This window comes from Pseudomonas sp. microsymbiont 2 (assembly GCF_054788395.1).
Window position 1 is genome coordinate 4,433,493 of record NZ_CM139112.1, and the last position, 24,554, is coordinate 4,458,046.

The following is a 24,554-nucleotide window of genomic DNA, read 5'->3' on the forward strand; positions in this document are numbered from 1 at the left end:
CGCGCCTGCCCCTTGGACTATAGGAAGGTATGCAAACGCTGGTGGACCTCATCCTGCTCGTCCAGTGGCAGGCGGCGCTTGCCGCTGAGGTAGTGCAGGCTGAACAGGTCGAGGTAGGCGTCGAGCGCCTGCGAAGCCTGGGTGTCCCCCGCCAGGTCCAGGCACATGGCGGCCACTTCCGCGGTGCAGAAGTGGTCGTCGCGCTTGGAACGGCGCAGACGGTAGCGCGACATTTGCTCGGCCTGCAGGCTCAGCACGGGGAACTTGTCCAGGTACGGACTCTTGCGGAACATCTTGCGCGCTTCCGTCCAGGTGGCGTCGAGCAGGATGAACAGCGGACGCTTGCCGGGTTCGCGCGCGACTTCGCCGACCACTCGCTCCTGGGCGACGAATTCGCCGGGAAAGACGATGTAGGGCTGCCACTGCGGGTCGTCGAGCAACGCCAGCAACTGCTCGTCCACCGAAGTGCGCAACCAGCCGAAGGCCGACGTGTGCTCGATCAGGTCGGCGATCAGCCAGCCGGTATTGGTCGGCTTCAACGGCTCGGTGTCGTGCATCAACAGACACACCCCGGACTCGGCCTGCACGCGGGGCTTCCAGGCACACAGGCAATGGGTGGCGATCACCCGGCAATCCGGGCAGCGTTCGGCACGCGAGCCACGGGCGATGAAGGGCTTGATGCTACGGGCCAGGCGTTCGGCGCGCAGGCGTGCTACCGCGTGGCTCATGGCCGCAGGCCCAGGCAAAGGGATGGGACAAACACAGGGACGACTCGCTGAGTGACAGAGCGCCAGTCTACCAGAGCGGGCGTCATTTGCCGTGCAGCGCTGCCTTGCGCTCCTTTATAATCGCCTCTTCCAGCGGCCGGAAACCCCAAGGGTTTCATGGAACGCCGCCCGCCGGCGCAGGTCAAAGCGCCAGTCATCGAACCAGGAGAGATCCATGCTGCGTCTTATTGCCCCGACCCTGAGCCTGCTGCTCGCCCTGCCCCTGGCCGCCCAGGCTGCGTCCAAGCAGGAGTACGAGCTCACCCAGACGCTGCAGAAGGTCGCCAAGGAAAGCAGCGTCGGCACCCCGCGGGCCATCAACGAAGACATTCTCGACCAGGGCTACACCGTAGAAGGCAAGGCCCTGATCAATCACCTGAGCGTGCGTCAGGAGCATGCCGAGCGCATGCAGGCCAATCCCGCCCAGGTGCGCAGCCAACTGGGCGACAGCGTGTGCCGCAACAATGGTTACCGCCAGTTGATGTCCAAGGGTGCGGTGATGGTCTACCGCTTCAGCGTGTACAAGACCAACCAACCGGTCATGGACCAGGCGTTCGACGCCGCCAGTTGCATGGCAGGCAACAAGAAGAAGTGATTCAGGCCACCCGATCGCTGTCACTGGCGCGCCGCTGCTCTTCATCGGCGCGCAACTCCGCCAGCAAGGCCTGCAGATAACGCGAATGCCGCTCGTCGCCCTCCAGGCGCCGCAGGCATTCACCCTCCAGGCTCAAGCGATGCTCCAACGCTGACCGCTCCAGCAACTGCAAGAGTTGCCCATCCACCTCGATCACCAGCCGATGCATACCGCCACCTCCGTGCATCGTGCGCCTGTGCCCTCCCAGTAAACCAAAGCGCCGAACCGCTTGGATCCGATCCGACCAGCGGCTCTCTCTATTGCCGAAAGCGGCGTGAACGCGTGCCAGCGTCTAGATTGAAAGCGAGTACCCAGCACAACGACAACAAGATGGAATTGCCACTGCATCATGGCCTTGAAGGCCTACTGCAACGCTTGAGGATCACACTCAGGCTACAGCAGCCAGCGACACACGCAGTGTCGCGGCCGGGACACACCATCGGCCCGGTCAGAGGTTTTGCTGCAGAAGGAGACGTTGAATGCCTTATCAACCGAACGAGCTGTTGTTCAACCACTTCCGCGACAGCGGCATCGACTTGAGCAAGATCGACGAACAACTGCAACTGGTCGCGCCCAACAGCCCCAACCTGCCGCTGTACCGCGACATGATGCTGACCGTCCTGCGCATGGCCCATGACGATCGCAACCGCTGGAACGCCAAGATCACCCTGCAGGCCTTGCGCGAGCTCGACCACGCGTTCCGCACGCTCGAGCGCTACAAGGGGCGACGCAAGGTCACGGTGTTCGGCTCGGCACGCACCCCCGTGGAACATCCCATGTATGCCCTGGCGCGAGAGCTGGGGGTGACCCTGGCGCGCTCGGACCTGATGGTGATCACTGGCGCCGGCGGCGGCATCATGGCCGCGGCCCATGAAGGCGCCGGCACCGAGCACAGCCTGGGCTTCAACATCACCCTGCCGTTCGAGCAGCACGCCAACGCCACGGTCGACGGCACCGACAAGCTGCTGCCGTTCCATTTCTTCTTCATCCGCAAGCTGTTCTTCGTCAAGGAGGCCGATGCGCTGGTGCTGTGTCCAGGGGGCTTCGGCACCCTCGACGAGGCGCTGGAAGTGCTGACCTTGATCCAGACAGGCAAGAGCCCGCTGGTGCCAGTGGTACTGCTGGACTCGCCCGGCGGCAGCTTCTGGCGCGACGCGCTGAGTTTCATCAGCCGCCAGCTCGAGGAAAACCGCTACATCCTGCCCAGCGACCTCAAGCTGGTGCGCCTGGTACATAGTGCCGATGAGGCGGTGGAGGAAATCAACCAGTTCTACAGCAACTACCACTCCAGCCGCTGGCTGAAGAACCAGTTCGTGATCCGCATGCATCACCCACTCAGCGACGCGGCGCTGCATGATGTGGAGGAAGGCTTCGCCGACTTGCGCCTGAGCGGCAGGTTCCACCAGCAACCGGACAGCGGTGCCGAGCACGAGGAAGGTAACTTCAGCCACCTGACACGCTTGACCTTCGCCTTCAACGGTCGCGACCAGGGGCGTCTGCGCGAGCTGGTGGATTTCATCAACCTGCCGGAGAACTGGGCCAAACCCCAGCCGATGCATACCACCCAGCGGGCACGGGAAGCCTTGAAAGTCAGCTGAACGAAAAATGCCCTGCATGACCGCCTCTTTCAAGGCGACCATGCAGGGCATCATTCAAGGCTTCAGTAGTCGTCGAGGTCGCGACCACTGAGCAGCCGGCCGATCATCTCCATGGAAAAACCACGGTAGGCCAGAAAGCGTGTCTGCTGCGCACGGCTGCGTGGATCATGAGGGCGTTGTCCGGCGAACTTGCGCTGCCAGACATCGCGCAGCTGCGCGGCCCAGTCGACCTCGCTTTCACGCAGGGCCTGGTCGATATCACCACGGGCAAGTCCACGCTGCCCCAGCTCCTCGCGAATTCGCGCCGGGCCGTAACCAGCACCGGAACGGTAGCGGATGAAACTTTCGAGGTAACGGGCCTCACTGAGCAGCCCTTCTTCGGCAAGCCGATCGAGCGCGGGCTCGATCAGCTCATCCGGAGCACCGCGCTGACGCAGCTTGCGCGTCAGCTCGACACGACCGTGCTCGCGGCGGGCGAGCAGGTCCATGGCTGTCCGCCGAACGGCGACGGGAGTGTCGAGTACGACGGACATGGAGCCGATCAATAACCGGCGTCGGCGTCGGCCATGTCGTCGGCATCGGCTTCAACGGCAGCGGCCTTGCCAGCAGCGGCCACGGCACCTGCGGTGAGCAGCTTGTCGCGAATCTGCTTCTCGATCTCGGCGCCAATGGCTGGATTCTCGTGCAGGTACTTGGCGGCGTTGGCCTTGCCCTGACCGATCTTGTTGCCCTGGTAGCTGTACCAGGCCCCGGATTTCTCCACCAGGCCTTGAGAAACGCCCAGGTCGATGATCTCGCCGTTGCGGTAGATGCCCTTGCCGTAGAGAATCTGGAACTCGGCCTGACGGAACGGTGGCGAGACCTTGTTCTTGACGATCTTGACGCGGGTTTCGCTGCCGACCACTTCGTCGCCTTCCTTGACCGCGCCGGTACGACGGATGTCCAGGCGCACCGAGGCGTAGAACTTCAGGGCGTTACCGCCGGTAGTGGTTTCCGGGCTGCCGAACATCACGCCGATCTTCATGCGGATCTGGTTGATGAAGATGACCAGGCAGTTGGCGTTCTTGATGTTGCCGGTGATCTTGCGCAGGGCCTGGGACATCAGGCGGGCTTGCAGGCCAACGTGCATGTCGCCCATCTCGCCTTCGATCTCGGCCTTGGGCACCAGGGCTGCCACGGAGTCGACGATGATCACGTCGACGGCGTTGGAGCGCACCAGCATGTCGGTGATCTCCAGGGCCTGCTCGCCAGTGTCCGGCTGCGAGACCAGCAGATCATCGACGTTGACACCCAGCTTGCCGGCATACTCGGGGTCGAGGGCATGCTCGGCGTCGACGAAGGCGCAAGTGGCGCCGTTCTTCTGGGCTTCGGCGATGACCGACAGGGTCAGCGTGGTCTTGCCCGAGGATTCCGGGCCATAGATCTCAACGATACGGCCCTTCGGCAGACCGCCGATGCCCAGTGCGATGTCCAGGCCCAGGGAACCGGTGGAGATGGCCGGGATGGCCTGACGCTCGTGATCGCCCATGCGCATGACTGCGCCCTTGCCGAATTGGCGTTCGATTTGACCCAGGGCCGCAGCCAAGGCGCGCTTCTTGTTGTCGTCCATTGAAATCCTCACGTGATCGACTTAGGCCCTGGGGCCGGAACAACTGTATAAGTAGCCAGTATTATTCCACAGGGATTCGTTTCCGCAAACCCCCGCCGGACGATTTACTCGGCACCAAGCTGTAACAAGCCGTCTAGCGCGGCGATTACCGTCTGTCGACGGACCGCTTCGCGGTCGCCATCGAAGTGGCGCCGCTCGCTGTTGACCTGGCTGCCATCGGCCCAGGCCAGCCAGACCGTGCCCACCGGCTTGGCCGGCGAACCGCCGTCGGGCCCGGCCACGCCGCTCACCGCCACGGCGAAGCGCGCGCCGCTGGCGGCCTGGGCGCCACGCACCATCGCCTCGACCACCTCCTGGCTGACCGCGCCGACCTGGGCGAACAGCGGCTCGGGAACGCCCAGCTGGCGAGTCTTCTGCGCATTGGAATAGGTGACATAGCCGGCCTCGAACCAGGCCGAGCTGCCGGGAACACGGGTGATGGCCTCGGCGATGCCGCCGCCCGTGCAGGACTCGGCGGTGCTCACCTGGGCGTTGAAACGTCGCAGGTGCTCGCCCAGGCGTTGGGAGAGAACGGTGATCGGGTCCATGTCGGGCTCCTCGTTGAGACTGCGCATACCCTAGGGCTTGTACGAAAAGTCGCCGAGCGGCGATCAGGCAAGGCGAAAACAGGCAAGGAAGCGGAGTTGACTGGTTGTCAATGAGCATTCCGAGCCTGTTTTCAACGCAGCATGATCGTCGCGCAGGCACTTTTCGTACAAAGCCTAACACCCGCCACGGGCGCCGGCACGCCGCGACAGCCACTGCCACGGGTAATGCACGAACACTGCGTAGTTGCACAGGATCACCAGCTCGATCGCCAGCATCGCCGCCGCGGCATAAAAGGGATACAGCGCGCGATAACGACCAAACACACGAAACCTGGGGCGATGCAGGGCGAAGTCGGTATAGCTGAAATAGTGCTGGTGGATGACCAGCGCCGAGAGCGCCAGCAGACCGGCAAGGAACAGCAGCCAGCGATACGGCGCCAGGTCGGGCAGCTGTCCGAACGGGCGCAGGTGACGACGCCACGCCAGGATCAACGCCAGTGCGCCAGGCAACGCGGCGATGGCAATGTAGTTGGCAACCGCCTTGGCCATCAGCGGGAACTCGGATGACCAGGGCCCGACACGCCCTAGCAACTGCTCATCGAGAAACCGGTTCAGGGCGATCGCCTCGTCACCCTCGGCGAACGGCGGCACCCAGAAAGCCAGCAGGAACACCGGCAGCGCCCCCACGACGATGATCAGCCATTGCAACAGGCGGGAGGGCGAATCCTTCGCGGTCGATATCATGCGTTCCTTGCTTCCGGCAATGCGTCTGGACCGGCATTATGCCGTGATCCCGATCACCGGTCAGGTAGTGCAAGCGCGCGCACATAGTCCTGGCAGGCGCGCAAGGCGATCAATCCGCGGTCACCGTCGTCGGTGATGGCGACAATTCGTCGAGCATGCGCTGGGTCAAGTCGGGCGCGTACGGGGTCATGATCCAGGCCGCCGGCGCCGGTGGTGGCAGGCACTGCGGGGCAACGGCTGTCACGCTCGACCAGGACCGACAGGCGCAGATCGGCAGTAGCAAGGCGATCACGCAGACGGGCTTGAGACTGTTGGGCATCATTGAGCTCCTGGAAATGCTTCGATTCATTGTCCTTAAGGCGCCGCTCGAGGCTCAGGCGCTGTTCGCGCTCGGCCAGCATCAGCCGCTGCAGCGCCTCGGCCTGGTCAAGGCGCTGCTGTGCCAGTTCCTGCTCCTGCAGGGCCTGCTGGCGCCCATGACGCCAGGCCTGTACCTGCCAGGCCGATGCCGCACTGAGCGTCATCAGCAGCAAGCAGAGCGCCAACTGCAAGCGACTCAACACAGCACCTCGCGCGCCCGGCTCCACAGTTCGAGGCGATCGGACAGGCCATTCAATCCGCCATTGATATGCCGGGTGATTCGGTTGAATTCGCCCTGATCGGCCAGCGCATTGAGCCCGCGCGAATGCCAGAACCAGGCCGCCGACTCGCAGGCCCAGCGCGGTTGCTCGAGGATCTGCGGCTGCGCCAGCAGGCGCTCGTCACCGAACAGTGCGCGACTGCAAGCCTGGTAATTGTTGCGTCCGGTCACCTGGATCAGCCCGCGCCCACAATAGCGCTGGCCATCGCCATCGGCCTCGGGCGTGTTGCCCAGGCGCAGCGCCAGGCTGCCAGTGTCGTAGCGGGCCAGGTAGCGGTCGTTGCCCAGCTCCTTGACGTAACGCAACTGGCCGGACTCGTGGCCGACCTGGGCCAGGAAGGCTGCGATGCGCTTGGGGTGGTCGATTTCCCAATTGGCCATGGCACTGTTGAGAGCGGGAAGAAAGGTCGCGGCGCGCTGGCCGGCGAGCGGGTAGATCTGGCGAAGCTGCTGTTCAGTGAGCGGCATCGATGGGTTCTCCATTGCGGTCTGATCGAACGGCGGCGATCGCCGCCACGGGTTCGCTCATGGGCGATGGCTCGAAGCGCGTGGCTTTCACATGATTCAAGGTGCGGCAGCGGCCGCACTTGATCTGGAGCTCGGAAACGGGGGTGATGCGTGCCAGCAGCTTGTTGCACTGGCCACAGCGTAGATCGATGAACATGTGCTGGTCCTGACGGTTCGAAGGTCACCTCCGACAGGGGTAAGTCACGCATGTGCCGCCCTCCCTGGTCGGGCCCGTCGATTTGACGACGACTATAGGAACTGCATTGACCCGCAGGCACCGGGAAACCCTCTCCATGGCCGTCAGGCCTTGAATGCCCCGCTGCGCTGCGGCGCCGCGCCCTTGGCCCGGGCCTTGCCCTGGCGCCCGCCGTTGCACTGCACGGTGGTACGCCAGCCACTGGCGGTGAATACCTGCTCCACCGACTCGATCAGGTACGTCCCGTCCAGTCCGGCGAGAAAACCGCGGGTCTCGATGCTGCGTTCGGCGAACAGGTCGGTGCGCCCCGGCATGTCCAGGCGCACGCTGGCGCTGTCGCGATTGAAGCTGGCCAGGCGCGCCCGGGCGGCCTGCTCGGCGGCGGCGCGGGTGGGATACAGATGGCGGTCGGTATACACCGGCTGCAGGCCGTCGGGCGCGTCGCCGTTGATCAACTCCACAGCCTGCAGACGACCGCTGGCGCTGTCCTGATGCCGGGCCCTGACCGCCTTGTGGGTGTTCTTGTCCGCCAGCCTGAACTGCCACTGACTGACATCGGCACGGGCGATGGTCACCACGCCCAACGATTTGCCGCTGGCGCTGTGTCCGCCCTGGCGCGGCATCACCAGCAATTGCCCGTTGGCCAGTTTGGCGGTGCAGTCGTGCAGGCGGGCAAGGCGGGTGATGAAGTTGAAATCCGACTCGCTGTACTGATCGACCCGTGGCACCTGCACAGCCAGCGGGCAGACCGCCTGCCAGCCGTTGCGCGCGGCGATTTCGGCGACGATGCGTTGCAGCGTCACGTTCTCCCAACTGCCGCTGCGGATGGTCTTGCCGGTGCCACGCAGGTCGCTGGCCTTGCCGCGGATCACCAGGGTATCGGGCGGGCCGGACAGCTCGACCTCATCCACGCTATAGCGGCCCAGGCGGCTCAAGGGTTGTCCGGCATAGCCCAGGTGGACCTCGAGCAGCGCGCCCCTGGCCGGCAGCGCAATGGCGCCGTCGCGGGCATCGATGCGCAGTTCGAACTCGTCCGACTCGACGCCGGGCTTGTCGGTGGTACGCAGCAGCAGCAGGCGGTCATTGATCAACCGGGTGATGTCGTTGCCGTCCGCGGTGATGCGAAATTGGGGCTGCATGGTTCAGGCTCCAGTGGTGATTTGAAAGGTGCCATCTCGCTGCTGGTCAATCCCACAACTGGACGGCGTCGCTCGCGGTCACCGGCAGCTCCGGCAGCTGAATCTTCACGCCAGCACGAAACGGCTGCGCTTCGTCAGCCAGCCCCTGGTTGGCATTGAGCACCGCCTCAAGCGTGCCGCCCAGGTGCCCGTAGTAGTGCTGACAAAGGGTGTCGAGCATGTCGCCCTCAGACGTTTTGCAGGTCCTGGCCATAGCTCACGAACTCCAGTGAAAAACCTTGTTTGCGCGCAATGCCGCCGGCCAGCAGCATGCTCTGTTCCTCTTCGATGCTGGTCAGGCACCAGGTGCCGAGCACCTCGCCGTAGCCGGTGGTCAACGACAACGGCAGCAACTGGCGGCCGATGCTGCGCAGCGTCTGCAGTTGGCCGAGACCGCCCTTGAACCCAGGGAAGATCGCACCACGGATATTGATGCTCTCCTCGCCCAGGCTGATGGCCTGCTGCGCATTCGCGCGGCTCAGGCGTTCCTGCCCGGCCCAGCGAAAACGCGTCTGCCGGCGCAACTGGTCGAAGGCGGCGGTGTCGAGATTGAAGTAGTACGGCGCGGCGCCGGCCTTCAGGGGCTGCAACACCAGCAGATGCGGGAACGGCTTGATCGCTTCGGCGGCGGGTGTCGTCTGAGGCGCGAAGCCCAGCGTGGACAACACGCCATTCACCGTCGAACGCACCTCCCCCGCCACCCGGCGAATCGCCGCCCCGGCCTTGGCCACGTGGCCGGCGAACACATCGATCCGCTCACGCACCTGGCGCACCACGCCCAGTGCCTGGTCGTACCGGGCAATCACTTTGGCCACCCGAGCCTGGGCCGTGGCGATGGCCCGCAGCGTGCGTTGCAGCTTGGCGCCGATGATCGGCCCCACCACCGGCAAACCTTCCAGTTCGGCGACCGCGCCCTGCACATGGCCGATCGCCTCGTTCAGCGGATCGAGCATGGCGTCGGCACGCCGACGCCCTGCCTCTCCCGCCTTGACCAGGGCGTGCAGCGTGGCTTGCAGCTGCTCCAGATAGGTCATGGTTCCTCCTGTTCAGAATGCATTGGGGTGATCGGCCAGCTGTGCGTTGTAGGCCTGCCTGTGCAGGTCCTGCATCACCCGCCGGACCGCTTCCTCGAGTTGCTGGGCGAGCTGGTTGGGCGCATCGATGCTGCCTTGCACGGTGATGGGCATGTTCGCGGTGAAGGTGAATTGCTGGGTGACCGGTTGCGCAGTCGCTCCTTGGCCCTGTGCCGGAGAGGGGTCGGCTTCCGGCAGCCTCAACGGGGCTGTCGGTGACAAGAGCTGTCTGGCCATCCTTGTGCCGACCTGCTCGTCGATGACTTCCCCCCTGGGGACCTGGGTGGTCTGGCGTGGGTCTCGCAGAGCAATCGCCGAGCGATGTTTCTCGCGGGGCCCGTCGGAGGCAGCGAAGAGCGTCTTGCCGATCCATCCGCCAACCACACCGCCGACCTTGTCACCGACCGCATTGCCAATCAGCATTGCAACGGGTGGTCCGACGATGCCGCCAAGGAGCAAGCCCCCCAGCGCCGTGCCTACCGCGCCACCTATCGCGCCACCGTAGCCGGCCCCCTTCTCCTCGGGCGTCTTGGCGGTGGCGTAGGTGTAGCCCGCCTTCATCCCGGCCTCCAGCCAAGGCAATTTGCCCGGTGCCTTGAACGCGTCCTTCAGCCTGGTCCAGCGTCCCGCCGCAGGATTGATGCCCGTGGGCGATGGCCCGGCGTCCGCGCCCAATGGATAAGGCTCTTCCAACATCGGGCTGCGTTTGCCACGCGCCAGACGACTCAGCCGGCCCCGGTGCCTGAACGCCGCCGCCCCCGCACCGATCCCCACGGCACCGGCCAGGGTGCCCCACAAGGTGGTCGCAGGCGATGGCGAGGAGGCACTCACGGGAGGTGTCGATTGCCCGCCTCCGGTATTGGTTGCCGATGCTTGTCGTGATGCGTCTCCAGGAGCGGCCATCAGCGCCTTGCCCAGCGCGCCGCCGACCTTGTCGCCGACGAAGGAGAACGCCAGCGAGGCAACCGGAGCCCCGGCCTTGAGCTTCCCACCCAGCATGGCCCCCGGCACGGCGCCAAGGAAGCCACCTATGGCGCCCCCCACCCCCTCGCCCACCTGGTCTGGCGTGGAGGCAGTGGTCGCAGTGAAGATAAGTTTCATCCCGGCGTCCAGCCCCGCCATGCCGGCAGCCGACTTGCCAGCCAGCAGCGCCCGCGCCCAGCGCCCCGGCTCGGCGGGTCTGGGCACTGGCGCGGGGCCTGCATCCGCGCCGAGCGGGTAGTCTTCCATGGCTGGTGTGCGGTCAGTGCTGCCGATGAGCAACGCAGGCAGATACACAGTACCCGGACGAGCGGGTGCGCTGACCTGGGCTCCGTCAGGATGGCCCTCGCTGTCAGACGTACCACTGCTCCTGTTCCAGGTTTTGCCAATCGCGGCGGGTGCCTGGGCGATTCCCTTCGCCAGCAGGTAACCGCCGCCAGCAGCCACCAGCGACGATACGGCATCGCGCGCGGTCTGCATGGCCTGGGCCAACGGTGTCGGCGCCGGTGGAATCGCCCGGGTGTTCAGGGCGCGCTCCAGAAGTGCCTTGTTTTGCTGAAGCAGGCCAACCTGCTGTTGCTGTACCTTCAAGGATTCGGTCTGTCCGGCCTTGTCCTCGACAGCCTCCTTCCCTTGCCGGGGCGGCGTGGCACTACCACCACCAACATCGGGCGGCCGCTGGGTCACCCCAAACGCCCCCATGGGTACCGTGAGGAGTCGCTCCCCCCTCAACGATCCCCCGAGCTCCGGGACGGAGGCTGCGCCTAGCGCTTGCGTAGATCTGTTCGCCATCCGTGTCTCCCTTTCACTCCACCAGCCACCAAACCATGTCGCTGTACGACATGGTCATGATTTCGCTGGCGGAAAAATGCAGCTCCCTGGCCAGCCGCCTGGCGGCGGCCTTCTGCCGGGCCGGGTCAAAGCTCGTCGTCCTGCACCAGGCGAAAATAGCCAGCCTGCAGCCGGCTGTAGTCCTTCAGGGCCAGACCTTCGAGATCCTTTACGCCGACTTCGGCCAGCGAGGCGAACAAGTTCAGCTCGCGCTGCTCGTCGTCACCCGCGCCGCCGGCCTGGGCATTGCGAATGTCGCGCACGGTCGGGGCGCGCAGCGACAGGCTGTCGACCTGCACGCCATTGGCCTCGCTGGGGCGCGACAGGCGCACGGTCACGCGCTCGGCATCGACCGTCAGCCATTGCGGCATCTTTTTCGCTTGAGCCATCGAGCGTTCTCCTTAAAGACCAAGGGCGGCGCGTTGCGCGGCCAGCTGGTCGACCCCATCGATCACCCGCTTCATGCCCAGGGCGTCGATCTCGTAAACCAGGCGGCCATCGACTTCGAGCTTGTAGTAGGTGACGGCGACGCTGTGCTTGATCTCGGCCTTGTCGCCGGATTTCCAGTCGCCCATGTCGATTTCCTTCAGCGAACCGCGCAGGGTGACGATCACTGGGTTGATCTTGCCCTTCAGGCCCTTGAAGGCGCCGCGGAAGGTGCCGTTGAAGGCGGTGCCATCGGCCAGGCCGAAGAACTTCAGCGACTCGCGGCGCACGCCAGTGGTGGTGAAGGCCGCCTCCTGCTTCTCCATGCCCAGGTCCATCTCGACCGGCATGTCCATGCCACCGGGGCGGTGCTCCTCCATCTTCAGGGTGAGCTTGGGCAGGGTCAGGCTGGGCACGTCGCCCTGGAAGCTGACGCCATCGACGAACAGGTTCAGGTTGGCCAGTGTTTCGGGAATCATTGCCATGTGGATGCGCTCCTTAAGCGGCGGAATCGAGGACTTCGGTCAGCCACTGGTTGGTGACTTCGACGCGGAAATTGGGGTTCTCGGCAGGCGGTACATCGGTGAAGCGGATGTTCCAGTACACCTTGCCCTGCTCGAGCTGGCTGGCGGTGTTCAGCTCCGGGTCGGCATAGACCTCGAAGTTGATGATCGCGCCCTGGTTCTTCAGGTCGCGCATGAAGGCCTGCAGGCCCTCGGTGACGTCCTTGACGTAGGTGGCGGTGATGGAGCGGTCCACGGCCCACTTGTGGCCGTAGAGGATCGCGTCCATGACGATGTCCATGGTCCGCACGCGGGTGACGAAAGCCCATTTCGGGTCGCTCGACAGGGTACGGTTGCCCCACAGGCGGAAGCCGTCGTCGCGGATGATGGTGGCGATGTTGGCGTTGTTCAGCAGGTTGGCGCGGCAGCTGTCGTCACCGTCGAGGAACTCCACCGCGCGGGTGGTGCCGGTGATGCCGACGAACTCCTTGTTCGAAGGCGACGCCCAGAAGCCGTACTCGCGGTCGGTGAAGGCGAACAGGCCGGCGACCCAGGCCGAGCCCGGTGCATCGACGGTGGCCTCTTCGGCGTTGTCCCAGTAGCGCACGCCCGGGTCGACCAGGAACGCGCGCTTGGCACCGAAGTTCTTGGCGTAGGCGATGGCCGCTTCATCGGTGGTGTTGGGGCCGTCGATGATGGCGATGGCGCGCAGCTTGTCGGCCAAAGCCACCAGGGCGGTAGCGACCGCCTGGGTGGCGCTGTGTTTCGGGGTGACCAGCAGGCGCGGCTGGGCGTTGAAACGGCTCTTGCCGTCGAGCAGCGCCTGCAAGCCGGTGCGCTTGCCGTCGGCCAGCACGTTGCCGATGATCGCCGAGGTCTGCTCGGCGGCATCCTCGAGCTTGGCCACGCCGCAAGCGACGATGACTGCCTTGGCGCGGCTGTAGATGGCGCGACAGGCCTTGGTGATCGCCGCGTCCTGGCCGAATGCCGCGACCGCTTCGCGCTCGCTGGTGATCAGCACCAGGTCGTTGGCCTTGGCGGTGACGCCCGGGCCTTCGGTGAAAGTGTCGACCAGGCCGATGATCGAGGATGACGGCAGCGCGATGTTGCGCGCGCCGGTGTCGACGTTGGTCACGGTGACGCCGTGGAAGAATCCGCTCATGTAAGTCTCCAGATACGAAAAGGCCCCGCAGAGCGAGGCCAAGGGTCCATCGGAAAGGAAAACGCCCCGTCAGTGCGGGGCGTCATTGAATGTGTTCAGAGATCCAGGGCGGCGCGACTGGCCGGTGCTCGATCTGGGGGAACTGCTCGGACTGGGGCCAGTCACGCAGCACCTGCAGGTATACCAACAGCGCTTTGAACTGCGCCGGCGCAAGCGTGGCAGTCGAGCCAATTTCCAGTTGGTCACGGTGACGATCGCGCAACCACTGAATATCGGCCAAGGCGCTGTCGCGCCATGCTCGCTCCTTGGCCGCGGCCTCATCTCGCGACAGTACGACTGGCTCACGATCGGCCAGAGTCAACTTTCCGTTTTCCAGCAGGATTTGCTGGCCAGTGTTACGCCCGGCGCACAGATCGTTGAATTCTTCCTGAGTCACTGACAGGGCGTCATCCGGTATCTCTTGATGGATACGCGAATCATAGAAACACCCGGTAGAACAGCTAAACCTCATAACGTTTTTCATATTTCACCCTAGCGACCGAATGCCAGTACCCAGCCCTTGCCACCACCACCAAAAGTCCCCCCGGCGGACCAAAGGTATCGATTGTTATCGACTATCTGGAGAATGGTCCCGTAACTGCCTCCGAATCCATTGATGGTTTCAGAAGAAAGTTGCAGCCATCCAGCAAAAGCGGTGGTAAACGGCACGGGAAAATATCGATAGTCCACTGCTGAATTTGACTCATCACTGTAGGACCACTGCACCATGAAACCACCCATCCACTGCGGCAGTTTTATATAGCCATTACCGGCACTGAGGTTTGCGCCAAATCCCGCCGTCAAATACGCCGGGCATACAGTGAGATATCCGGCGGCTCCCGCTACCACTTCCGCGAGTGTTGCAAATCTGGCAACCCCCGCTATCGACTCGGACGCCGCCGCCAGTTTTTTCCAGACGTAATAGGAGAGGCCCGCGACGCTCACCCACTTTGCAGGCGTCGTGCCTCCATCAAGATCCGCGACCGTGGCCTCCATGCTCGAATCCAGGATGCGCGCCGACGTGTAGGTTGGGTCACCCGCTGGCCATGTCCGCACGGTGGCTTGACCACCCGCCGCACTGACAGTGACCGCTGGCTTCGATGTATCGTGCTTTCGCCATGCTTGGCCGTCCCAGAAGGCGTTTTGACAGATGCTGGACTCAAGCGGCGAACTGACGAACGCGTAGTTGGTTCCATGCAGATCATAACTACCGTAGGGCAACGGGTTGAGGTTCGGCAGAGCGTCGGTGATGCCATAGCCGGCCAGTGTTGTGGCGTGCCCAGCCTTGGTGGATAGCGCCGCGTCAACGGCCGCCTTGGAGTAAACGTCCTGCGTGCTGGCTTTTAAAGCCAGTACGGTATCGAGGGCGACCTTAGTGTAGGCGTCCTGGATGCCGAAGCCCGCGAGCGTCGTTGGATTAGCGCCCTGCAGGACCACGCCCCGATCATCAATGGTCACCTTCGTATAAGCACCGGCCGCCTTGTTTGCCGGCAAGATATTCAAGATTGCTGCATCGACATATTCGCGAGTCGCGAGCACTACCGACGGGTCGATCTTGAGTTGCACATTGCTGGCACTGCTCACCACCAGATTCATCCGCACGACCTGAGTGCGTCCCGAGCCTTGACTCAACAGTGGCTTGTAGGTCGGCGCGCAATTGGCTATCGCCACCATGTCGCCGTCGGCGTCGTACAGTGCAATTTCGCGAATCCAGTGGCCGCCTGCATCGGCCGGAATGATCTGTTCCGCCACGATGACCGAGGCGTTCTTGTCGTCGACCTTCAGTTGGTTCAACGGCGCGCGACGCCATTCGTTGATCAGCCTGGTCTGGGTGGCGTTTGGCGTGGGGTCGGCGCCGTTGGCGTCGCCCACGCCCATCTGGGTGATTTTCCACGGGATGCCCAAGGCATCCGCGTTGGCCTGTTTCGCCGCGCCCACGTTGGTGAGGATGGCGTAGAACTGGGAATTCTGGTCAACCATGTGCAATGTCCAAGGTATCGATTGTGTGTTCCCGACCGCCGCGACCGATAGTGCCGCTGACGATCACGTCAGAAGGCGCCAGCGGGTAGACGTCGAGCTCGTCGCCGTCCTGCAGCGCGCAGCCGAAATGAAGAGCGCCGCGGCTTTCGAGGCTGATGGCAAGCCCCGTCATGTGGCGGCTGACCGGCCTTGCGTCGTCGATCAGCGACGACAGTTCGTTGTAGGTTTGCTCGCTGATGCCGGTGTCGGTCACCCCCACTTTCAGGGCGAACGTCCCCGGCACCCCGGCAGGCTCGGTCTGCCACCACTCCTGCACCTCGATCAGGTAACCGAAGGGTTCGACCACCCGCCTGAGGGCGCCAGTGGTGCCCTTGTGGGCGTGAACGAAGAATGCCGAGCGGATCACCGAGCGCTTGATCGCCTCGCTCCAGCTGTCGTCCCAGCGGTCCACCGACCAGGCCCAGGCCAGCTGGTAGAGCAGGTGCGCCGGGCAGGTGTCGGGGTTGTAGAGGGTGCGCAACGTAGTCTTGAGGTCTTCGTCGGCGGCCACCTCGATGGCCCGCTCCAGCGGCGTGCGGTTGAGCGGCAGGAGGCTGTGCATGTCAGCCCCCCCGTCGCAGGTCGATGCCGATGCACCAGGCCGCCTGCGCCTTGCTGGGACGGATGTCGTCCCAGCCGATCAGCTCGACGCGGCTCACGCCGTCGATGTGCAGCTGCGCATCGACCCCCGAGCGGGCGACCTCGACGCCCAGCCGCCGACGTGGGTTGATCCAGGCCTGAAGACGACGCCTGCACTCGGCGAGGATCGCCTCGAACTCCGGGCCGTTGTCGGCCATGTGCAGCACCGCCTCGACGTGATAGGGCAACACTTCGGCGCTACGCACGTTGACCCGGTCGGCGACCGGGCGAACATCGTCGTCGTTGAGGTAGGCGCTGACCTGCGCCAGCAGCTCGGGGCTGGCCAGGCCATCGCCGTCCAGGCTCAGCACGGTGACGTCCACCACGGCCGGCGACGGGCTTTCGGCGGTCGCGTCGGCGACCCGTCCCGAGGCGTTGCGGGCATGGAGGATGTAGCTGTTGCGCGGACCGGCGGTGGTCAGGCCCTCGTAGACCAGTTGCACCCGCTCGCGCAGGGCATCGTCGGATTCGAGCACCGCCTCGGTCGGTGGTGTCGTGCTCGGGTCCGCGGCCTGGATCACCAGGCGCTGCAAGCCGACATTGGCCGCCAGCTGGTCGAGGTCGCGGCCCTGGGCGTAAGCGAGCAGCAGGGCCTTGGCCGCATCGTTGATGCGCGCCCGGTTGAGCAGCTTGCGGTAGGTGCCGACCTCGAGCAGCTTGGTCACCGGATCGCTTTCCAGGTTGGCGCTCCAGCTGTCGCCGAGCTGGACGCGGAAACTGGCCAGGTCCTCTTGATACAGCACCTCGAAATCGAGGTCTTCGAGCAATTGCGGGGCGGGCAGTTTCGACAGGTCGACCTGGCTCATACGCTCACCTCCACCAGCGCGTCGTCGCCCAGGTAGCGGCCGCTCAAGGCCAGGCTGACCTGGCCGTCGAGCACGGCGATGACCTTGACCCGCTCCAGTTTCAGGCGCGGCTCCCAACGCCCGAGCGCGCGGGCCACTTCAGCCTGTACCGCGCTCTTCCAGCCTTCGTTGACCGGCAGGTCGACGTAGCGGCGCAGCTGGCTGCCGTACTCGGGGCGCATGCGCCGGCTGCCCAGGGGGGTGGTGAGGATGTCCTCGATGGATTGACGCAGGTGGGCAATGCCCGACAGTGGCTGCCCGGTACGCCGGTCCAGGCCGATCATGGAGCACCTCCTGTCCCGGGCACATCCCTTGGATGGATATGCATGACGTTCTCCTGATATGAAAAAGCCCGCGGCTGCGGGCTTGGGGCGTGATTCGACGCGTTCAGGACGGCAGTGCCGGCCAGTCGATCTCGGCAGGGTAGCCTGACTGTTCGGGCACACGGTTCAGCGTCACGCGGTAGCGCTTCCACGCCGTCAGCCGAACGGCCTCCGCCTCGCGGGCATCGCCCAGCTCGGCGGCATCCTGCAGGGGGGCGATGGCGCTATCGGCAAGGCCACGCAGACGCAGGATCTCGGCCTGGGCAGCCCTGAGAGGATCGAGCGTCAACGTCCGCCGGTAGTAGTCCTCGACTTCGGCCTCGGTCATCGGCACCCGTGACTCGTCGATAAAGTCGTCCTGCGAACCATCGGCCTTGAACGCATGGATCATGGCCAGGCCATCCCAGGGCTCGTCTCGGTAGTACTTCATCTGTGGATCAAACATCGTGACCTCCTGTCATCGCATTTCCATCCAGCTGTTGAGCGCACCAGGGTTGTTATTGCCGAACAGGCCGTATGACGCGCCCGCCGGCACGATGATGGCGCCACTGTCGATGTACTGCCCTGCCGCGCCGCTATAGGACCCGGGGAGGGTGACGCCATTGACCACCCACTGCAGGTACGAGTTGATCTGAGTGGCGGGGCCGACCAGGGCCTTGACCTGGATCGGCCGTCCGCTGTCGTTCAGGTACGAGGTATTGAGGGCCCGGGCAGTCGCCTGCCAGCCCTGCCCCACAGTCCCCATTGGCGTGGTATTGGCCCATGCCGTCCAGGCCCCACCGATCACCCGGCGCATGGCCGTCAGCTCATTGGTAACGGACCAGGCGAGCTGCACGCACTCGCTGTTGGCATGACGCCACATGGTGCGTACGACACCGTAGGCAATGAACGCGGGTCGGTTGGCCGTGGTATCGACAAATTGACAATCACGGTTGTATTCGAAGTTCAGGTTGCTTGAAACGCTCAAGCGAGTGGTCGGGGCGCATTTCTCGAACCATCCGGTCCACGTGCCATTGATCAGCATGCGCTGGTAGATGCCACTGTCGTTGTAGGCGGTGAACGACTGCATGGAGTAGGCGCCCGCCACCGAGCAGACGCGCAGGTAACCGTTGGTGTTGAGCGGCAGGATATTCAGTCCCTTGCCCTCGACGTAATAGTCACCGGTGGAGCGCAGCGCGTTGATGTCGCTCTCCAGCACGCCTGGGGTGAAACCGCCGACGCCAAAGTCCCCGACCTTCAATACCCGGCCAGTGGTCGAGTCGGCCGTGGAGGTGGTCAGCGCGGCGAAGGCCGCAGAGCCGAGGTCGGACGACGCGGGCGTGGTTCGCCAGTCGCTCCAGGTCTGGATGTTGGCATTGAACCCGCGGCTGGCCGACTTCCCCGTCATGGGGTCGAGCGCGGTCTGCACGATGAAACCGACGGCTGCCTGGGCGACACAGACCAGGGGATAGCTCATCCCTGGCGGCAGGTGAGTCGCGGTGCCGCTCAACGCACTGTACCAACCTGGGCTGGTGGCCTGGTTCAGATCGGCAATGTCTCGGGTAGGCGAAATGGGCGCGGTCAGCCCCATGTCGTCCATCATCTTGAAGTTGTTGTTGATCCGCATGAACGCGGTGCGCGCAACGTCACCGTCCGCGCCAGTGGGAGGAGTTCCCAGTTTGACCGAATCGAGTGGCATATGACCTCCTAGTATCCTGTAACGTCCACCACCAAGCCGTTGTTGTAGGCCCCGACCGCGCCTTGGTTGCTGGCCAGGCCCGGCCCGGCGAAGACGGTGATGAGTTTGTTGCTGATCAGGTAGCTGCCGCCGGCGGCAGGGGTCTGGCACTGGCCATGCCACATGCGCACGGCCAGCCCCATCTGGGTATTGGTGCCGATGCGCTCGGACAGATAGCCCACGCTCTGCACGCCCGGCGCCACGGCGAGCTTGATGCCGGGTGGCGCCGTACCGGTATGGGTCGTGTCGTAGGCGATATCGACGGAGTACGACCCAACGACGCGCATGTACCTGTTCTTGCTGTGGAACACTTCGAGGCCCTGCTCGCTCCAGACCTGCAGACCGACGTTGCCGAGGGCCTGGGCGTATTGCGGCAGGTCGAAGATGAAGTACTCGACGACTAGCGGGGCGCTGCCCGACCCGGAAGCCGGCATGCCGAAGACCCTGAAGCCGGTGTCATCGACCAGGTAGCAGGCCCAGCCCTGGGTATTGAAGGCAATGATCGGTTGGCGAGCGGCCACCGGATAGTCGATCCGGGCGAACCGCGCCCATGGATACGGGGACTGGTTACCGGTGGTGGTGCTGATCGTGCCCTTGGCCACCAGGCACAGATTCTGGAACGTTCCGTCGATCTGGATGAGGGCTTTGTCGTTGAGTACCTGAAGACCCGCGGGCATCAGTACACCCCATAGACAATGGTGCCTGGCTGTATGGCCCAGCCTGCCAACCCGGTCAGATTCCAGGACAGCGTGGTGCCGCTGACCGAGGCGTGGACACAGCGGAACGGGTTGAACCCGTCGGTGGTGTTGCGCTGGAGAATGGCTGTCCACGGTGTGCCGTGGGCGAATTCGGGAATGGTGATGGACCCCGCTGCGCTCACCGGGCCGACCTTGCCGAGAATCCGGGTGATGCGATCCGTGACACGGGTGTTCAGCGAACCGTCGACGTTGTAGCTCTCGAAACCTTGCGGCATATCAGGCCCCTGTTCTAGGTCCTACCCTTGGCCTGGCGGCCCTGCCTGCGAGCCCCATGGGCGCACAGGCGATGGGTATCAGTGCTTGTGATTGGCGGTGTTGCCGGCGGTATCGATGATCCGCCCACCACCGTTGATGTCGCCGCTGACCAGCAGCGGCCCCTTGACCGTGACATTGCCGGTCAGGGTGATGGCGGCGGCGTCGAGGGTGATGGCGCCATCGTTGACCACCAGGGTGCTGGCGCCGACCTTGACCGTGGCGTTGCCCGTGGGCAGCTGGATGTCGTAGCGTCCGGCCTGCCAGTCGTAGCTCAGCGAGCCGCCATCCTCGAAGCGCCAGACCTCGACATGGTCGCGCTCATCCGGCGCGCTGCCGGCATTGCCGTACAGGCCGGGCACGAAAGTGCCTTGCGCCGGTTCGCCGCTGGGGCTGATCAGCACGCCCTGCTCGCCCAGGCTTGGCGCTCGCCAGTGCCGCGCCTTGCCAGCGGCCAGGCTGTGCCAGCGCACCCAGGCGCTGGTCCAGTCGCCATCGCCGACCCGCACCCGCGCCGCGACCAGGTCCACCGCGACCACCGCGCAGGGAATCACCAGGCAGGCCAGCATGCGGTCGTGCATCGCCGTGGCGTAACTCATGCCAGGTCCTCCGGCGCCAGGTACTCGTGCTCATTGCCGGCGCCGGTGCGCGGATCGACGCCCAGCAGCAGGCTGCCGGGTGGTTGGTCGGGCCAGGCCCACTGCGGCTCGCCGAACAGGATCGGCTGCTCCCAGCGCACCTTCCAGCCGACGCCTTCGTACTGCGCCTGCACGTTGCGGCTGGCTTCGACGAAATCCAGGCCCCATAGCTGCTGGCGCAGCAAGTCCATCAGTTGCGCCGCCAGTTCGCTGCCCTGCAGGCGCGCCTCGGGCTGCGTGGCATCCGGGGTGATGTCGGCCTCGAAGGTGGCGATCAGCACCGAGCGACCATCGCGGGGGGCGCCGTCGGCGGTCATGCGCAGGATGCCGTGGCGCAGGGCCGGCAGCGCGGGCGAGGGATCGGCACGGTCATGGCTGTCGACCGAGGCCAGCGCCGGCATCGCTTCGCGCACCCTGGCGGTCAGCGCCGCGCTGAGTGTGGAGAGTTCGCTCATGGGCGATTCCTCATGCAAGAAAGCGGCGATCATTGCGGGGCGGACGGCCACTCGATGGTTTCCGGGAAACCGTCCTGGTCCGGCAGGCGGTTGAGCGCCACGCGGTAGCGTTTCCAGGCCCTGAGGCTGTCCTGCTCCAGATCGCTGGCCTCCTCGAGGTCAACGGCGTCCTGCAGCGGGGCAATGGCCAGGTCGGCGGCAGCGCGCCGCTTGCCAATCTCGCGCTGGGCGGCGGCAAGCGGGTCGGGACGCGGCTCGGGCAACGGCTCGGGTGGCAGTGGCTCGACGGCCACGTGCAAGGTCAGGCTGTGCTGCAGGTCGGTGGCGACACCGTCGCGACTGACGCTGATCTCCAGCGTCGGAGCGACATGCCGGATGCGCACCTCGACACCGGCGTCCAGCGGGTTGATGACATACCCCCAGCCCTCCGGTGGCGGCGCCATGCCGAGGGTGCCCAGCACCCGGTATTCACCAGTACCAGCCTTGTGACAGCTGATCGTGTCGCGCCCCAGGGACGTCACGTCGATGACCTCGCCGGTCGGGCCGTTGAGGTTGATTGCGGCTCGGGTCATGGTCAGATCGCCTTGAGGGTGCCATCGGCGGCACGGGTGGTGTTGCCGGTGTGGTAGATGACGTTGAAGGTCGCCGTGGCGAAGCTGCCTGAGCGCAGGACCAGGCGAGCTTCCGGCGACTGCCCGAAGAACAGCTGCGCGCCGCGGAACTCGGCCTCGCTGTAGGGCACCGTCAGCACCGAGCCGTAGCCGATGCCCGTGGCCCCGACATATTGGGTGTTGGGCGTGATCAGGGAGAACCCGCCCTCCATGCGGTTGATCGAATCACTGTAGGGCGATGACTTGCCGCCGAGGCCGAACGCCCCCACTTCCAGCAGGCTGCCTGCGGTCTGCCCGACATTGCGTGTCGCCGCGCTGCCCAGTCCCAAGGCGGTACGTGCCTCGACCGCGCTTTTACCGCCGGTCCCGCCCTGGGCCAGGGTCAGCGGCGTGACCAGGCCGGTCAGCGCCTTGATGTCGGCATTGGTGCCGGCAGCCGCCTTGCTGGTCTGCAAGTTGGCATCGGCTTGATAGAGCTCGTCGAAATTGGCGACGGCCTTGACCCAGGCTGAACGCTGGGTGTCGCCGCCGGCACCGCCTGGGGCAGTGCCGAGATTGATGGTCTGCTTGGCCATGTGAAGTTCCATGCTGGACCGTTCGCCAGCCTGTGGCTGGCGCTACGGGTTGGAGGAAGGTTGCCGCTTGAGAACGAGCGTTACCGTCAGTAGCCGGAAACGCTCGCGATGATCAGCGGCGCCATTGGGCCGGGCTCTGGATCAGGCATGCTTGCATTGGGCTCCAGGAACACTTCGTCGGACCAGCTGCTGTCCTCGATGACCGCCAGGCGGCGGCCCAGACTGACCCTGCCGTGATCGACGCGGATCATGTCGCGCTGGACAAACGTCGTGGTGTGGAATGGCGGGACCAGGTAGTAACGGCGGTAGTACGCCAGCCCGGCGGCATAGGTGTTGCCAGGCACCACCGGGAAAGCCATCCCAGCCTTGGTCACCGGCCCGGCATAGGCGATGCGCAAAGTCTTGTGGCTTGAGTCATACAACAGTTCACCGGTCGCCGAGTAGCTCTGCAAACCCCACTGGCTTGGCATGATCGGCGCCTTGGCGAACACATAGATCGTGATGACCGTGGGGTTGAAGCAGGCGAACCGAACCACATCCTTGTGCCCCAGCCCGTACTCCACCGAGATGTACTGGCCCTGGGTATCGCCTAGCAACAGCACGCCGTGGGCAGGCAAGGTCACATCGGCGCCGGCCATCAGCGTGCGGTTGAACGGATCGAATCCTTCGACCAGCGCGACCGTGCGCTTGTGCACCAGGCTGAGCACCGGATTGTTGCCCGTCAGTTGAATGTGATTGCCTTCGGCAAAGACTTCCAGCCCCATCAGAACACCCCATAGATAATTTCCACCGAAACGCTGTAGCCGTATTGCGCGTAGGCGCCCGTGTAACGGAACGCCGGGAAACTCCAGCTGAGCGTTTGCCCCTGGAGCTTGACCACCGGATAGATCAGCTCGTAGGGCAGCTGAAAGCTCGGTGGTCGCGACGGCAATGCATCAGGGTGGAAGAAATAGAACGGCTCGCCACGCGCCAGCTCCGGCACGATCAGGCTTCCCGCACGAGTCCCGGTCACCACCGAGCCGAGCAGGGTGCCCAGTCGGTTGCTGGTGTCCAGGTTCGGGCTCGCGTCTTCATTCCAGGTTTGCAACCCGAGCTTCATTCATCACCCCCAGATCCCCATGCGCACGCGCAGGGTGTTGTTGGCGTCGAAAATCTGGATCAGCTGGTTGGTGATCACCAGGCGACCCTGGCCATCCACCGAGCCGTTGATCTCGAACGCGCCGCTCTTGTCCAGGCGCCAGCCGGTCTTGCCGGGCACGTAGTTGTTCGACTGGATGACGTTGCCGATCTTGGCGCTGCTGATAGCACCGTCCTGGATCAGCGCGGAGTTCATGAACACCTGGCCGTTGTTCACCGAGAACGGCGTGAACACCTGGCCACCGGCCTGGGTGCCGACCACCGAGAAGTTGTCGGCGCGCACCAGGAACCGGCTCTGCTTGTCCTCGATACCAAGGGACACGCCCGCTGCCACGTACTGGCCGTCGTTGGTCACCTCCATCTTCACCGACCACATCGTCGACAGCTTCTTGTCGATCCCGACCTGCGCCTGGCTGATCTGCTGCACCGAGGCATTGGTCTGGCCCTGCTGCACCTGCACGGTGTCGAGCTTGCGCGCCATGGCCAGGCCTTCCTCGATGCGCGCCGACTGCTCGGACCACACGCCGACGAACGTCTGGCTGGCACCCGCCAGGTCGGTACCGCTGCCCGCCAGCGGCGGGTTGACCTGGGCGTAGATGCCATCCAGGCGCGTGCCCTGGGCGGTGACCTTGCCGTCGAGCTGGGTCGCCTGGGTCTGCAGGGTGCTGATGGCCTTGGCCTGGCCGGCTGCCTGGCCCGCCACGTCGCCGACGCGACTGGTCAGGTCGGTGATGGACGAACCCTGGGCGACCAAGGTCTGGCCCTGCTGGCTGACCGTCGCGCCCAGCTCGCTGATGGCGCTGGCGTTGGCATTGTCGGCCTGGGTGACACGCCGGGCGACGATGTTGCACCACAGCGAACGGCCGCTGCCGTTGGCCGGTTCAGTGCGGGTGAGGATGCGCCCCTTGACCGCTCCGGCCGGCGCCTTGACCCGCCCGGCGAGCTTGCGGAAACCCTGGGCGCTGGCAGCCGGGAAGCTAAAGGCGACCAGGTAGCCGAGGTTCTTGTTGTCCTTGTCGTAGAACTGCATCTGCAACTGCGCGGTCTGTCCGGCGGACATTTCGTCGGCACTGACCTCGGCCGCCAGGTCGAACTGCTCGTCCGAGGCGC

Annotated in this window: 34 protein-coding genes; 2 read left to right on the forward strand and 32 right to left on the reverse strand. The window is 64.8% G+C overall.

Translation table 11 applies throughout. The features are described 5' to 3' along the window. Positions 1-17: 17 nt before the first annotated feature. Entirely contained in the window at positions 18-728 is a 711-nt protein-coding gene (locus ACYUME_RS19955; RefSeq protein WP_279880792.1) for a tRNA-uridine aminocarboxypropyltransferase, read from the reverse strand. Positions 729-942: 214 nt separating this feature from the next. Between ACYUME_RS19955 and ACYUME_RS19960 the strand changes: the two genes are divergently transcribed. Continuing rightward, positions 943-1,362: a quorum-sensing-regulated virulence factor family protein gene (locus ACYUME_RS19960; protein WP_460416471.1), complete on the forward strand. Its 420-nt coding sequence runs from the start codon at positions 943-945 to the stop codon at positions 1,360-1,362. Between the two features lies 1 nt (position 1,363). Here ACYUME_RS19960 and ACYUME_RS19965 read toward each other — a convergent pair whose 3' ends face one another. Beyond that, on the reverse strand, positions 1,364-1,570 hold the full coding sequence (locus ACYUME_RS19965; protein WP_279880787.1) for a hypothetical protein: 207 nt from the start codon (positions 1,568-1,570) through the stop codon (positions 1,364-1,366). A 310-nt stretch (positions 1,571-1,880) separates the two neighbouring features. Here ACYUME_RS19965 and ACYUME_RS19970 point away from each other — a divergent pair, with 310 nt between their 5' ends. After that, positions 1,881-2,999, forward strand: coding sequence for an LOG family protein (locus tag ACYUME_RS19970; RefSeq protein ID WP_279880784.1), 1,119 nt, complete (start codon positions 1,881-1,883; stop codon positions 2,997-2,999). Between the two features lie 62 nt (positions 3,000-3,061). On the opposite strand, the gene recX is transcribed toward ACYUME_RS19970, so the two are convergent. The 30 genes from recX to ACYUME_RS20120 all read right to left on the reverse strand — a co-directional run bounded on the left by recX (position 3,062) and on the right by ACYUME_RS20120 (position 24,504). Further along, positions 3,062-3,532: a recombination regulator RecX gene (gene recX / locus ACYUME_RS19975; RefSeq protein ID WP_460416474.1), complete on the reverse strand. Its 471-nt coding sequence runs from the start codon at positions 3,530-3,532 to the stop codon at positions 3,062-3,064. An 8-nt stretch (positions 3,533-3,540) separates the two neighbouring features. Then, positions 3,541-4,608, reverse strand: a complete 1,068-nt coding sequence (gene recA, locus ACYUME_RS19980; protein WP_460416476.1) for a recombinase RecA — start codon at positions 4,606-4,608, stop codon at positions 3,541-3,543. 104 nt (positions 4,609-4,712) lie between these two features. After that, positions 4,713-5,195, reverse strand: coding sequence for a CinA family protein (locus ACYUME_RS19985; protein WP_460416478.1), 483 nt, complete (start codon positions 5,193-5,195; stop codon positions 4,713-4,715). Between the two features lie 174 nt (positions 5,196-5,369). Beyond that, positions 5,370-5,939, reverse strand: coding sequence for a hypothetical protein (locus ACYUME_RS19990; RefSeq protein WP_460416480.1), 570 nt, complete (start codon positions 5,937-5,939; stop codon positions 5,370-5,372). A 53-nt stretch (positions 5,940-5,992) separates the two neighbouring features. Beyond that, positions 5,993-6,499, reverse strand: coding sequence for a lysis protein (locus ACYUME_RS19995; protein ID WP_460416482.1), 507 nt, complete (start codon positions 6,497-6,499; stop codon positions 5,993-5,995). Beyond that, complete coding sequence (locus ACYUME_RS20000; RefSeq protein WP_460416484.1) at positions 6,496-7,047, reverse strand: glycoside hydrolase family 19 protein; 552 nt, start codon at positions 7,045-7,047, stop codon at positions 6,496-6,498. The genes ACYUME_RS19995 and ACYUME_RS20000 overlap by 4 nt, the downstream gene beginning before the upstream one ends. Beyond that, the gene (locus tag ACYUME_RS20005) at positions 7,034-7,243 is read right to left on the reverse strand and encodes a Com family DNA-binding transcriptional regulator (RefSeq protein ID WP_279880772.1); all 210 of its coding nucleotides are present in this window, start codon (positions 7,241-7,243) and stop codon (positions 7,034-7,036) included. Before ACYUME_RS20005 ends, ACYUME_RS20000 begins: the two co-directional genes overlap by 14 nt. A gap of 143 nt (positions 7,244-7,386) precedes the next feature. After that, the gene (locus ACYUME_RS20010; protein ID WP_279880770.1) at positions 7,387-8,421 is read right to left on the reverse strand and encodes a phage late control D family protein; all 1,035 of its coding nucleotides are present in this window, start codon (positions 8,419-8,421) and stop codon (positions 7,387-7,389) included. A gap of 46 nt (positions 8,422-8,467) precedes the next feature. Further along, complete coding sequence (locus tag ACYUME_RS20015; RefSeq protein ID WP_460416487.1) at positions 8,468-8,674, reverse strand: tail protein X; 207 nt, start codon at positions 8,672-8,674, stop codon at positions 8,468-8,470. Then, positions 8,649-9,494, reverse strand: coding sequence for a phage tail protein (locus tag ACYUME_RS20020; protein WP_460416489.1), 846 nt, complete (start codon positions 9,492-9,494; stop codon positions 8,649-8,651). The genes ACYUME_RS20015 and ACYUME_RS20020 overlap by 26 nt, the downstream gene beginning before the upstream one ends. A gap of 12 nt (positions 9,495-9,506) precedes the next feature. Continuing rightward, positions 9,507-11,105, reverse strand: a complete 1,599-nt coding sequence (locus ACYUME_RS20025) for a hypothetical protein (RefSeq protein WP_460416491.1) — start codon at positions 11,103-11,105, stop codon at positions 9,507-9,509. 326 nt (positions 11,106-11,431) lie between these two features. After that, on the reverse strand, positions 11,432-11,734 hold the full coding sequence (locus ACYUME_RS20030) for a phage tail assembly protein (protein ID WP_460416493.1): 303 nt from the start codon (positions 11,732-11,734) through the stop codon (positions 11,432-11,434). A gap of 12 nt (positions 11,735-11,746) precedes the next feature. After that, the gene (locus ACYUME_RS20035; RefSeq protein ID WP_279880758.1) at positions 11,747-12,256 is read right to left on the reverse strand and encodes a phage major tail tube protein; all 510 of its coding nucleotides are present in this window, start codon (positions 12,254-12,256) and stop codon (positions 11,747-11,749) included. A 13-nt stretch (positions 12,257-12,269) separates the two neighbouring features. Beyond that, positions 12,270-13,436 carry a phage tail sheath subtilisin-like domain-containing protein gene (locus ACYUME_RS20040; RefSeq protein WP_460416495.1) on the reverse strand — a complete coding sequence of 389 codons (1,167 nt, stop codon included), beginning with the start codon at positions 13,434-13,436 and terminating at the stop codon, positions 12,270-12,272. 82 nt (positions 13,437-13,518) lie between these two features. Then, a complete protein-coding gene (locus tag ACYUME_RS20045; protein ID WP_279880754.1) occupies positions 13,519-13,872 on the reverse strand; it encodes a phage tail assembly chaperone in 354 nt (117 codons plus the stop codon). 95 nt (positions 13,873-13,967) lie between these two features. Then, a complete protein-coding gene (locus tag ACYUME_RS20050; RefSeq protein ID WP_460416498.1) occupies positions 13,968-15,455 on the reverse strand; it encodes a phage tail protein in 1,488 nt (495 codons plus the stop codon). Beyond that, a complete protein-coding gene (locus tag ACYUME_RS20055) occupies positions 15,448-16,056 on the reverse strand; it encodes a phage tail protein I (RefSeq protein WP_279880750.1) in 609 nt (202 codons plus the stop codon). The genes ACYUME_RS20050 and ACYUME_RS20055 overlap by 8 nt, the downstream gene beginning before the upstream one ends. Before the next feature lies 1 nt (position 16,057). Next, positions 16,058-16,939, reverse strand: coding sequence for a baseplate assembly protein (locus ACYUME_RS20060; RefSeq protein WP_460416500.1), 882 nt, complete (start codon positions 16,937-16,939; stop codon positions 16,058-16,060). Continuing rightward, a complete protein-coding gene (locus ACYUME_RS20065; protein ID WP_279880746.1) occupies positions 16,936-17,262 on the reverse strand; it encodes a GPW/gp25 family protein in 327 nt (108 codons plus the stop codon). The genes ACYUME_RS20060 and ACYUME_RS20065 overlap by 4 nt, the downstream gene beginning before the upstream one ends. A gap of 103 nt (positions 17,263-17,365) precedes the next feature. Then, the gene (locus ACYUME_RS20070; RefSeq protein WP_460416502.1) at positions 17,366-17,746 is read right to left on the reverse strand and encodes a tail fiber assembly protein; all 381 of its coding nucleotides are present in this window, start codon (positions 17,744-17,746) and stop codon (positions 17,366-17,368) included. 12 nt (positions 17,747-17,758) lie between these two features. Beyond that, a complete protein-coding gene (locus ACYUME_RS20075; RefSeq protein WP_460416504.1) occupies positions 17,759-18,979 on the reverse strand; it encodes a pyocin knob domain-containing protein in 1,221 nt (406 codons plus the stop codon). Between the two features lie 8 nt (positions 18,980-18,987). Further along, a complete protein-coding gene (locus ACYUME_RS20080; RefSeq protein ID WP_460416506.1) occupies positions 18,988-19,695 on the reverse strand; it encodes a hypothetical protein in 708 nt (235 codons plus the stop codon). Further along, a complete protein-coding gene (locus ACYUME_RS20085; RefSeq protein ID WP_460416508.1) occupies positions 19,695-19,991 on the reverse strand; it encodes a hypothetical protein in 297 nt (98 codons plus the stop codon). Before ACYUME_RS20085 ends, ACYUME_RS20080 begins: the two co-directional genes overlap by 1 nt. A gap of 78 nt (positions 19,992-20,069) precedes the next feature. After that, positions 20,070-20,627, reverse strand: coding sequence for a phage baseplate assembly protein V (locus ACYUME_RS20090; RefSeq protein ID WP_279880736.1), 558 nt, complete (start codon positions 20,625-20,627; stop codon positions 20,070-20,072). Next, positions 20,624-21,121: a hypothetical protein gene (locus tag ACYUME_RS20095; protein ID WP_279880733.1), complete on the reverse strand. Its 498-nt coding sequence runs from the start codon at positions 21,119-21,121 to the stop codon at positions 20,624-20,626. The genes ACYUME_RS20090 and ACYUME_RS20095 overlap by 4 nt, the downstream gene beginning before the upstream one ends. 29 nt (positions 21,122-21,150) lie before the next feature. Continuing rightward, complete coding sequence (locus tag ACYUME_RS20100; protein ID WP_460416510.1) at positions 21,151-21,693, reverse strand: tail fiber assembly protein; 543 nt, start codon at positions 21,691-21,693, stop codon at positions 21,151-21,153. Positions 21,694-21,695: 2 nt separating this feature from the next. Further along, entirely contained in the window at positions 21,696-22,307 is a 612-nt protein-coding gene (locus ACYUME_RS20105) for a hypothetical protein (RefSeq protein WP_279911427.1), read from the reverse strand. An 86-nt stretch (positions 22,308-22,393) separates the two neighbouring features. Further along, complete coding sequence (locus ACYUME_RS20110) at positions 22,394-23,071, reverse strand: hypothetical protein (protein WP_460416512.1); 678 nt, start codon at positions 23,069-23,071, stop codon at positions 22,394-22,396. After that, positions 23,071-23,394, reverse strand: a complete 324-nt coding sequence (locus ACYUME_RS20115) for a hypothetical protein (protein ID WP_460416514.1) — start codon at positions 23,392-23,394, stop codon at positions 23,071-23,073. Before ACYUME_RS20115 ends, ACYUME_RS20110 begins: the two co-directional genes overlap by 1 nt. Before the next feature lie 15 nt (positions 23,395-23,409). Beyond that, the gene (locus ACYUME_RS20120) at positions 23,410-24,504 is read right to left on the reverse strand and encodes a phage tail tip fiber protein (protein ID WP_460419403.1); all 1,095 of its coding nucleotides are present in this window, start codon (positions 24,502-24,504) and stop codon (positions 23,410-23,412) included. Positions 24,505-24,554 lie beyond the last annotated feature (50 nt).